This is a genomic window from Nocardioides sp. YIM 152588 (assembly GCF_040191335.1).
Taxonomy (GTDB): domain Bacteria; phylum Actinomycetota; class Actinomycetes; order Propionibacteriales; family Nocardioidaceae; genus Nocardioides.
Genome location: NZ_JBEGDJ010000049.1, coordinates 18659 through 28689, shown reverse-complemented (window position 1 = coordinate 28689; position 10031 = coordinate 18659). Strand labels below are relative to the sequence as shown.

Below are 10031 nucleotides of genomic sequence, written 5' to 3'. Positions count from 1 at the left end.
CTGTGGCGGCACCGCGACGGCGTCGTGGCCGGCCCGGCCGCGGCGCTCGCGGTCGTGGTCACCGCCGTGATGGCGTTCGTCCTGCTCGGGCGCAGCCCCGACTTCCTGCCGGTGCTGGAGGGGAGCGGCGACGGCGCCGACCTGCGTGCCGAGGCGGGGCCCGGCGCGACCGTGCTCACCGTCCTGGGGCCCCCGGTGGCCGTCGGCGCCGACGAGCGGCGAGCCGTCGCCGCCCGGGTCCGCGGCGCACTGGTCCGGCCCGAGGACGCCGGAGGGGTCGGGGGTGTGGCGTGGGGATGAGCCCGGACGGCATCGACCTGCCCGCCGAGGAGCTCGCCGCGGCCGCCGTCGCCTGGGAGCTCGGTGCCGACGCGCTGCGCGCGGCCGCGCGGCTCCTCGACCCGGTCGACGCGGCGGGCCTCTCGCCGCGGGTCGCGGCCGCGGCGGCCGCGTTCGGTGCCGCCTGGGGCGACGAGTTGGCCGGCTGCGAGCGCCGGGCGTGGTCGTGCGCGGACGGGGTCCGCGGCGTCCTCGCCGACCTCGCCGCCACCGACGACGCGCTGGCGCTGCGCGGCTTCGGCGGGCTCGCGCACGCGCTGCCGTCCCTCCTGTCCGGGGGAGCGCTCCGGTGAGCGGCCCGCCGGTGCCGGTCCCGGCGCCGCCCGAGCTGCCGAGCGCGCCCGAGGCGGCCGCCCGGCTGGCTGGCGACCTGCGCACGGCCGCGGCGCTCCTGATCGAGGTCGAGGACGTCGGCCCCGCCACGGCCGCCCCCGGGTGGCGCGGCGTCGCCGCCGTGGCGCACGCCGAGGCCCGGGCTGCCCTCCTCGACCGGGTCTGCGTCGCCCGGGCGGCGCTGACCCGGGCGGTGATCGCCACCGACCGGCTCGAGGACCGGCTGCGCCGGCTCCGGGTCGAGCGGGAGGCGCTGGCCGACCGTCGCGTCGAGGTCAACGAGCAGATCGCGGTCGCGACCTCCCCCGGGTGCGCCGCGCTCGACCCCGCGGCGAGCGCCTCCCTCCATGCCCGCGCCCGGGCGCTGGGGACCGCGGTCGGCGACTGGCGGGCGCGGGTGGAGGAGGCCGAGGCCGATCACGCCGCCGCGCTGGCCGCGCTGGTGGCGGTGGCCGGCGCCGCCGGGACCGGCGCTCCGGGCCACCGTCCCGCGGACGGACCGGCGCCGTGGGGACCGTCCGGGCCGGGCTGGCCCGCCCGGCTGGCGGGGCTGCGCCGGGACCTCCTCCGGCGCGCCGACGACCCGGCGCTGCTGGCCGCGTGGTGGCGGACCCTCGGCCGTGCCGAGCGGCAGGCGCTCCTCCTCGACGACCCGCGCCGGATCGGCAACCTCGCCGGGGTGCCGGTCCGGGACCGCGACGAGGCGAACCGGGTCGCCGTCGGCCTGGACCTCGAGCTGGGCCTGGCGCCGCGGCGCGGCGGGGAGACGGCCCGCCGGGTCGCCGAGCTGCTCGAGGCCTACCGTGAGGAGGTCGACCCGGCCACCGGTGACCAGCTGCTGCACCTGCTCGTCTACCGCCCCGGCGCCCACACCGGCGACGGCGGCGTCGCGATCGGGCTGGGCGACCCCGACCGGGCCGACGACGTCGCGGTCTACGTCCCGGGCACGACCAGCGAGGCGGCCGACGTCAGCGGGTTCGACCGCGTCGAGGACCTGTACCGGTCGATGGCGGACGAGGGGCGCGGATCGGTCGCCACCGTGCTGTGGCTCGACTACGACGCGCCCAGCGCGGACAGCCTGACCGACCGCGACGAGCTGCTCGACCTGGCCCACGTCGTCGGGCCGGCCCGGGCGGAGGCGGGCGGCCGGGCGCTCGCCGACTTCCTCGACGGGCTCGGCGCCAGCGACGCCGGGCCCGAGGCGCGGCTGACCGCGATCGGCCACAGCTACGGCTCCACCACCCTCGGCCACGCGGCGCTCGTCGACCCGGACGGCGCCGCGGAGAACGTCGTGCTGCTCGGCAGCCCCGGCGTGCCGGCCGCCACCGCCGCGGGGCTGACCGGCGCCGCGGTCTGGGTCGGCGCCGCCGACCGCGACCCGGTCACCCTGCTCGGGCGCGACGGGCTCGCGCCCGCGCCGCTCGGCTTCGACCCCGCGCAGGAGTCGTTCGGCGGGCGACGGTTCCAGGTCGACCCCGGAGGCGGGCGGGCCGGCGACCTCGTCGGCAACCATGCGTCGTACTTCACCGGGGAGTCGCTGGCCAACATCACCGCGATCGCCACGGGCCAGCAGCCGACGTACGACGAGGGGCGGGCGCGCGGCGGCGCGCCGGCGCTGGCCGAGCTGCTGACCCGCGGCGCCTTCGCCAGCGGTGGGGAGTGGCTGTGGGACCACAGCACCCTGGGCCGGACAATGGGCAGGTGAGCGACCCGAGCCTGACCGTGGTGCTGCTGCTCGCGCTCGCCGCGCTCGCGGCCGGGTTCGTCGACGCCGTCGTCGGCGGGGGCGGCCTGGTCCAGCTCCCGGCGCTGCTGCTGGGGCTGCCCGGCGCGAGCCCCGTGCAGGTGCTGGCGACCAACAAGATCGCCTCGGTCTGCGGTACCGCGACCAGCTCGGTCACCTACTACCGGCGGATCCGCCCCGACCCGGCCACCTTCGTGCCGCTGATGGTCTTCGCGCTGGCCGGCTCCTTCGTCGGTGCGATCGCGGCGACGCACCTGCCCCGCGAGGCGTTCGAGCCGATCGTCCTCGCCGCGCTGGTCGTCGTCGGCGCGTGGGTGCTGCTGCGCCCGCAGATGGGGGAGCGGACCGCGCTGCGCTTCTCCGGGCACCGGCACCGGGCGGCCGCGATGGCGGTCGGGTTCGGCATCGGCGTCTACGACGGCATCCTCGGCCCCGGCACCGGCAGCTTCTTCGTGATCGCCCTGGTCGGCCTGCTCGGCTACGACTTCCTCCAGGCGTCGGCGAAGGCCAAGCTGGCCAACCTCGCCACCAACGTCGGGGCGCTGCTGCTCTTCATCCCGACCGGGGCGGTGCTGTGGAAGATCGGCCTGCTGATGGGCGCGTGCAACATGGTCGGCGGCTACCTGGGTGCCCGGACCGCGGTGGCGCGGGGGGCCGGTTTCGTCCGCGTCTTCTTCATCGTCGTGGTCGGCGCGTTCACCGTGCGGATCGGCGGGGACGTGCTCGGGGTGTGGTGAGGCGGTCTAGGCGGCGGGGGTCGCTGAGGGTCGGTGGGGGGCGGGCGGGTTCGTACCACCCGCACCAGGCGTCCCGCCGGACAGGCAGTTCGGTCGCTTGACGGGCGTTGCAACCCCTGTCGAGCGACCGAATCACCGGTCGACCGGTGATTCCGCCGCCCGCCGACCCCACACCCCCGGCGGTTCGGACCACACCCGCCCCCGCCGATAGGATTCGACCCATGACGGGCCCCGCCGAGCAGGCACACCCCCACCACGAGCACGACCTCGTCCTGGTCGTCGACTTCGGCGCCCAGTACGCCCAGCTGATCGCCCGGCGGGTGCGCGAGGCGCGGGTCTACTCCGAGATCGTGCCGCACACCATGCCGGTGGCGGAGATGCTGGCCAAGAACCCGGCCGCGATCATCCTCTCCGGCGGCCCCTCCTCGGTGTACGCCGACGGCGCCCCGGCGATCGACACCGGCATCTTCACGGCCGGCACCCCGGTGTTCGGCATGTGCTACGGCTTCCAGCTGATGGCGCAGGGCCTGGGCGGCACGGTCTCCGCGACGGGCGCCCGCGAGTACGGCCGCACCCGCGTCCACGTCGGCCACGCCGGCACCCTGCTCGGCGGCATCCCCACCGACCACAAGGTCTGGATGTCGCACGGCGACTCGGTGACCGCGGCGCCCGAGGGCTTCGAGGTGCTCGCGCAGACCGACGTCACCCCGGTGGCGGCGTTCGAGAACGTCGACCGGCGCCTGGCGGGCGTCCAGTGGCACCCCGAGGTCCTCCACTCGGAGCACGGCCAGAAGGTGCTCGAGCACTTCCTGTGGGACATCGCCGGCTGCCGCCAGTCCTGGACCATCGGCAACATCGCCGAGGAGCAGATCGAGCGGATCCGCGAGCAGATCGGCACCGAGGGGCGCGCGATCTGCGGCCTGTCCGGCGGCGTCGACTCGGCGGTCGCCGCGGCGATCGTGCAGAAGGCGATCGGCGACCGGCTGACCTGCGTGTACGTCGACCACGGCCTCATGCGCAAGGGCGAGACCGAGCAGATCGAGCGTGACTTCGTCGCCTCGACCGGCGCGAAGCTGGTCGTGGTGGACGCGGAGAAGCAGTTCCTCGACGCGCTGGCCGGGGTCACCGACCCCGAGACCAAGCGGAAGATCATCGGCCGCGAGTTCATCCGCACCTTCGAGGCGGCCGAGGTCGACGTCATCAAGGGCGCGCCGGAGGGCACGAAGGTCGCGTTCCTGGTGCAGGGCACGCTCTACCCGGACGTGGTCGAGTCCGGCGGTGGCGCGGGCACCTCGAACATCAAGTCCCACCACAACGTCGGCGGTCTGCCCGAGGACCTGGAGTTCGAGCTCGTCGAGCCGCTGCGCACGCTGTTCAAGGACGAGGTCCGCCTGGTCGGCGAGCAGCTCGGCCTGCCGCCGGAGATCGTCTGGCGCCACCCGTTCCCCGGTCCCGGCCTGGGCATCCGGATCATCGGCGAGGTCACCCGCGAGCGCCTCGACATCCTGCGCGAGGCCGACGCGATCGCCCGCGAGGAGCTGACCGCCGCCGGCCTGGACCGCGACATCTGGCAGTTCCCGGTCGTGCTGCTCGCGGACGTCCGCTCGGTCGGCGTCCAGGGCGACGGCCGCACCTACGGCCACCCGGTCGTGCTGCGCCCGGTCACCTCCGAGGACGCGATGACCGCGGACTGGGCCCGCCTGCCGTACGACGTCCTGGAGCGGATCTCGACCCGGATCACCAACGAGGTGACCGAGGTCAACCGGGTCACCGTCGACATCACCTCGAAGCCGCCGGGCACCATCGAGTGGGAGTGACGCCGGTCCGCTGACCGTCGTCACGCTCAGGCTCGGCGGGGGAGTCGTGTGCCTGAGAACGCCCCCTGGGGAGGCGCGGGGCACACGACCCCGCGCCGAGTGGTGTCGTGTGCCCGAGGACCCGGTATCCGGGTGTGTCAGGCACACGGCCCGATCCTGAGTGGTGTCGTGTGCCCCAGACCGCGGCATGCGGGGTTCTCAGGCACACGACCCGCCGCCCGGGGCCGCCCGGAGCCCCCCACTCGCCGCACCAGCCACCCCGTTCACAGCCCACCGGCACGCCACGCCGCACACACACCCGCCGGTTCCGTAGGATTGTCGACAATCTTCACATCGGCGAGGGGATACCCATGGCGAGGCTCAGCATGTCCGGCTCGCGGCACGAGCTGCCGGCGACCCTGGTGGATGTCACGGCCCGGCGGCTGCGCGACGCGATCATGAGCGGCGAGCTCGCGCCCGGGGAGAAGATCGTCGAGGAGCGGCTCTGCGACGAGCTCGGCACGAGCCGTGCGCCGCTGCGCGAGGCCCTGCGCGCGCTGGCGCAGCAGGGGCTGGTCGAGCACCTGCCGCGGCGGGGCTCGCGGGTCGTGGAGTGGACCGCCGGCGACGTGGTGGAGCTGTTCGAGGTGCGCGCGGTGCTGGAGCGGCACGCGGTGGAGTCGGCGTTCCCGGTCGAGGACCTGGTGGCGGCGCTGACGCCGGTCCGGGAGGCGCTGGAGCAGATGCGCCGGGCCGCCGGCGAGCTGGACCGCGACGATGCGCACCGCGCCTTCCATGCCGCGATCGTCGCGCTGGCCGGCAACCGGCAGCTCGACATCGCGATGGAGCCGATCCTTCTCAAGCTGCAGGTGCCGATGGCCAAGAACCTCCGCGAGGAGGCCCGCCGTCACGAGGGTGACGGGATCGAGCGCCACCAGCTGCTCCTGGACGCGCTGGAGAGCAACGACGCGGCCACGGTGGTCGAGGCGCTGCGCCGGCACGGCCACCTCGACTACCTCGACCTGCCGCGCACCTAGCCCCGCCCCGCCCCGCCCGGCGGCCGGTTTACACAAACGACCCATCGGCGTAGCCCACGACGTCCGGTATTCTGTCGACAATCGACGCTATGGCCCTCGAACACGGACCCCAGCCCGGTCCCTCCGTCGCCGAGATCCTCGCCTCGCACGCGAGCGGGAGCGGCTCGCCGACCCGCACCGCGGCCCGCGTCGCCGACGCGATCGCCGCCCGCGGCGAGGACGGCACCTGGATCTCGACCGTCCCGCGCGAGGACCTCATCGCCGCGGCCGCGGAGATCGAGCGCCGCCCCGGCGCGCGGACCCTCCCGCTCTACGGCGTCCCGTTCGGCGTCAAGGACAGCATCGACGTCGCCGGCGTACCGACCACGCTCTCCTGCCCCGACTACGCCTACGTCCCCGGGCGCACCGCGCCGGTCGTGCAGCGGCTGATGGACGCCGGGGCGCTGTACGTCGGCAAGACCAACCTCGACCAGTTCGCCACCGGCCTCAACGGCACCCGGACGCCGTACCCGGTCCCGCGCAGCGTGTACGGCGGCGAGCTGATCTCCGGGGGCTCCAGCTCCGGCTCGGCGCTGGCCGTGGCGCTGGGGCAGGTCCCGTTCGCGGTCGCCACCGACACCGCCGGATCCGGCCGGGTGCCCGCGGCGCTCAACGGCGTGGTCGGCTACAAGCCCTCGCGCGGCCTGATCAGCACCGTCGGCCTGGTCCCCGCCTGCAGGTCGCTGGACTGCATCAGCCTGATGGCCACCTGCGTCGACGACCTGGACCGCGTGGCCGACGTGGTGATGGCGCCCGACCCCGCCGACGCCTGGTCGCGCGACCGCGGCGCCGCCTGGTCGGGGCCGTCGATCCGCGTCGGCCTCCCGGCGACCGAGCAGCTCGAGTTCTTCGGCGACGGCGCGAGCGCCGACGCCCACCTCGCGTTCCGGGAGCGGCTGGCCCGGCGGGCGGACGTCGAGGTCGTCGACGTCGACCTCGCCCCGTTCCTCGCCGCGGGCGAGCTGCTCTACCAGGGGCCCTGGGTCGCCGAGCGGCTCGTCGAGTTCGCCGGCTTCCTGGAGGAGCGGCCGGAGTCGGTCCACCCGGTGGTGCGCGAGATCCTCGAGGGCGGCCGCCGCTACACGGCCGTCGACGCCTTCGCCGCGCTCCAGCGCCTCCAGGAGCTCAGGGCCGAGGTCGGCCGCCTCTGGCGGCACCTGGACGCGCTCCTGGTGCCGACCATCGGCACCACCTTCACCGTCGACGAGGTCCTGGCCGACCCGATCCGGTGCAACACCGTGCTCGGCCACTACACCCACTTCGGCAACCTGCTCGACCTGCTCGGCGTCGCCCTGCCCGCCGGTACGACGGTCGACGGCCGCCCCGCCGGCGCGATGCTGCTCGGCCCCGCGCTGAGCGACGACGTCGTGCTGCACCTGGCCGCCCGGCTGCTCGACGAGCCCCGGCCCATCGCCACCCCGCCGACCGGCCGCCACGCCGCGGACGTGCCGACGGGGGCCACCACCCCGTCCGCCCTCACCGAGGAGCACCTGTGACCAGCCCTGACAGCCGCCCCGTCACCAGCACCGACGTACCCGCGGAGCCGTCCGCGTACCCCCTGATCGAAGGGGCCACCGCGCTGATCGTGATCGACATGCAGCGCGACTTCCTGCTCCCCGGCGGCTTCGGGGAGAGCCTCGGCAACGACGTCAGCCTGCTGCAGCGGGTGGTCGAGCCGCTGGCCGGGCTGATCGCCGCCGCGCGGGCGGCCGGGGTGCCGGTGATCCACACCCGCGAGGGCCACGTCCCGGACCTGTCGGACTGCCCGCCGGCCAAGCTCAACCGCGGCGCGCCGTCGAAGCGGATCGGCGACCCGGGCCCGTACGGCCGGATCCTGGTCCGCGGCGAGTACGGCCACGACATCGTCGACGAGCTCAGCCCCCTGCCGGGGGAGGTCGTGATCGACAAGCCCGGCAAGGGGGCGTTCTACGCCACCGACCTGCAGCGGATCCTCACGGATGCCGGCATCACGCAGCTGATCGTCACCGGGGTGACCACCGAGGTCTGCGTGCACACCACGACCAGGGAGGCGAACGACCGGGGCTACGAGTGCCTGGTCGTCTCCGACTGCGTCGGGTCCTACTTCCCCGAGTTCCAGCGCGTCGGCCTCGAGATGGTCAAGGCCCAGGGCGGGATCTTCGGGTGGGTCGCGAGCAGCGACGACGTCGTCGCGGCCCTGGCCGCGCTCTCCGAGCGCACCTCCTCCCTCGCCTAGCTCCTCACCGTTCCTCGCCTAGGAGTCACCATGACCACCGACACCGGGCCGCAGACCGACGCGGCCGCCCCGACCCCGAAGCTCGCGCTGCCCTGGTGGACCCCGGGCGACACCAACGCCTTCTTCGGGCTGGGCTTCAACATCCTCGTCAACGTGCTGACGCTGACCGCGCTGACCATCGGCGTGGTCCAGGTCCCCTCCGACATCGTCCTCGGCACCGTGCTGCCGGCCCTGGGCGTCGCGCTCGTGCTGGGCAACCTGTACTACACGTTCCTGGCGCGGCGGCTGGCCCGCCGGGAGAACCGCGACGACGTCACCGCGCTGCCCTACGGGCCCAGCGTGCCGCACATGTTCATCGTCATCTTCGTCGTGATGCTGCCGGTCTACCTCGGGACGGGTGATCCGATCCGGGCCTGGGAGTCCGGGCTGGCCTGGGCCTTCCTGATCGGCGTCATCGTGATGATCGGCGCCTTCGTCGGCCCCTACATCCGCAGGCTGACGCCGCGCGCGGCGATGCTCGGCACCCTGGCCGGCATCTCGATCACCTTCATCTCGATGCGGCCCGCCGCGCAGATGTGGGAGGTCGCGTGGATCGGGCTGCCCGTGCTGGCGATCATCCTCGTCGGCTTCTTCACCGACATGCGGCTGCCGTTCAACATCCCGGTGGGCCTCGCGGCGTTGCTGATCGGCACCGCGATCGGCTGGATCGGCGGCTACATGTCCGCCCCGGACGTCAGCGCCGCGGTGGAGAACATCGCGATCGGGATCCCCGACCAGCGCTTCGACCTCCTGTTCAACGGCCTCTCGGACCTGGCGCCGCTGCTGGGCACCGCGATCCCGCTCGGCGTCTACAACTTCACCGAGGCGATGAGCAACGTCGAGAGCGCGGCGGCGGCCGGCGACAGCTACAACCTGCGCAGCGTCCTGCTCGCGGACGGCGCCGGCGCGGTGGTGGGCTCCGCGTTCGGCTCCCCGTTCCCGCCGGCCGTCTACATCGGCCACCCGGGCTGGAAGGACGCGGGCGGCCGGGCGAACTACTCGCTGGCCAGCGGTGCCGCGATCGGGGTGCTCTGCTTCGCCGGCCTGTTCGGCGTGCTGGCGGCCCTGCTGCCGGTGCCGGCGATCGTCCCGATCCTGCTCTACATCGGGCTGCTGATCGGGGCCCAGGCGTTCCAGGCGGTGCCCCGCCTGCACGCGGTCGCGGTGGTCGCGGCGATCCTGCCGAACCTCGCCCAGTGGGGCACCGGCCAGATCGACAACGCCCTGGCCGCGGCCGGTACGACGGCGACCGAGGTCGGCCTCGACGCGCTCGACGGCGCCGGGGTGGTCTACGGCGGGCTCAAGACCCTCGGTGAGGGCGCGGTGCTGGTCGGCCTGATCCTGGGCACGATCGTCACCTTCCTGCTGGAGAAGAAGTTCCACTACGCGGCGGCCGGCGCGGTGGTCGCCGCGGCTCTCTCGTTCATCGGGCTGATCCACGCGCCGGAGGTCGAGTGGGCGGCCGCGCCGGAGGTGGCGCTGGGCTACCTCTTCTTCGCTGCCGTCTGCGCCGCGTACTGGTTCCTCCCGGGGGCGCGCACGCCTGTCGTGGTGGACGACGGGGACCTGGTCGAGCACTGACGACGGGGCTCGTCATGACGGCACGGCCGGCCGCGGCACCTGGGACAGCCGCGGCCGGCTGTGCGCCCGGCACAACCGGTTCTGGTCGGCATCCGCGCCCCGACCGTCGGCGCCCTGTGCTAGAAGTCACAGGAAGGGCCGCCCGACGGCGGCGGCCGTGCGCGACCCCGA

At 74.7% G+C, this 10031-nt stretch carries 9 protein-coding genes; all 9 read left to right on the top strand.

Going from position 1 to position 10031, the window contains the following annotated elements; all coding sequences use genetic code 11:
• The coding region (locus tag ABLM29_RS18070; protein ID WP_349715856.1) for a hypothetical protein at positions 1-300 on the top strand (300 nt) is incomplete at its 5' end.
• A complete protein-coding gene (locus tag ABLM29_RS18065; RefSeq protein WP_349715855.1) occupies positions 291-632 on the top strand; it encodes a hypothetical protein in 342 nt (113 codons plus the stop codon). The genes ABLM29_RS18070 and ABLM29_RS18065, both read left to right, overlap by 10 nt.
• Positions 629-2377: an alpha/beta hydrolase gene (locus ABLM29_RS18060; RefSeq protein ID WP_349715854.1), complete on the top strand. Its 1749-nt coding sequence runs from the start codon at positions 629-631 to the stop codon at positions 2375-2377. The genes ABLM29_RS18065 and ABLM29_RS18060 overlap by 4 nt, the downstream gene beginning before the upstream one ends.
• Positions 2374-3153 (top strand): sulfite exporter TauE/SafE family protein, encoded by a 780-nt coding sequence (locus ABLM29_RS18055; protein WP_349715852.1) that lies wholly within the window; start codon positions 2374-2376, stop codon positions 3151-3153. Before ABLM29_RS18060 ends, ABLM29_RS18055 begins: the two co-directional genes overlap by 4 nt.
• Before the next feature lie 221 nt (positions 3154-3374).
• Positions 3375-4970 carry a glutamine-hydrolyzing GMP synthase gene (gene guaA / locus ABLM29_RS18050; RefSeq protein ID WP_349715850.1) on the top strand — a complete coding sequence of 532 codons (1596 nt, stop codon included), beginning with the start codon at positions 3375-3377 and terminating at the stop codon, positions 4968-4970.
• 350 nt (positions 4971-5320) lie between these two features.
• A complete protein-coding gene (locus ABLM29_RS18045) occupies positions 5321-5986 on the top strand; it encodes a GntR family transcriptional regulator (RefSeq protein WP_349715849.1) in 666 nt (221 codons plus the stop codon).
• Between the two features lie 89 nt (positions 5987-6075).
• Positions 6076-7521: an allophanate hydrolase gene (locus ABLM29_RS18040; RefSeq protein WP_349715846.1), complete on the top strand. Its 1446-nt coding sequence runs from the start codon at positions 6076-6078 to the stop codon at positions 7519-7521.
• Positions 7518-8240, top strand: a complete 723-nt coding sequence (locus ABLM29_RS18035; RefSeq protein WP_349715844.1) for a cysteine hydrolase family protein — start codon at positions 7518-7520, stop codon at positions 8238-8240. The genes ABLM29_RS18040 and ABLM29_RS18035 overlap by 4 nt, the downstream gene beginning before the upstream one ends.
• Before the next feature lie 30 nt (positions 8241-8270).
• Positions 8271-9860 (top strand): SulP family inorganic anion transporter, encoded by a 1590-nt coding sequence (locus tag ABLM29_RS18030; protein WP_349715842.1) that lies wholly within the window; start codon positions 8271-8273, stop codon positions 9858-9860.
• The last annotated feature ends 171 nt before the right edge of the window (positions 9861-10031 follow it).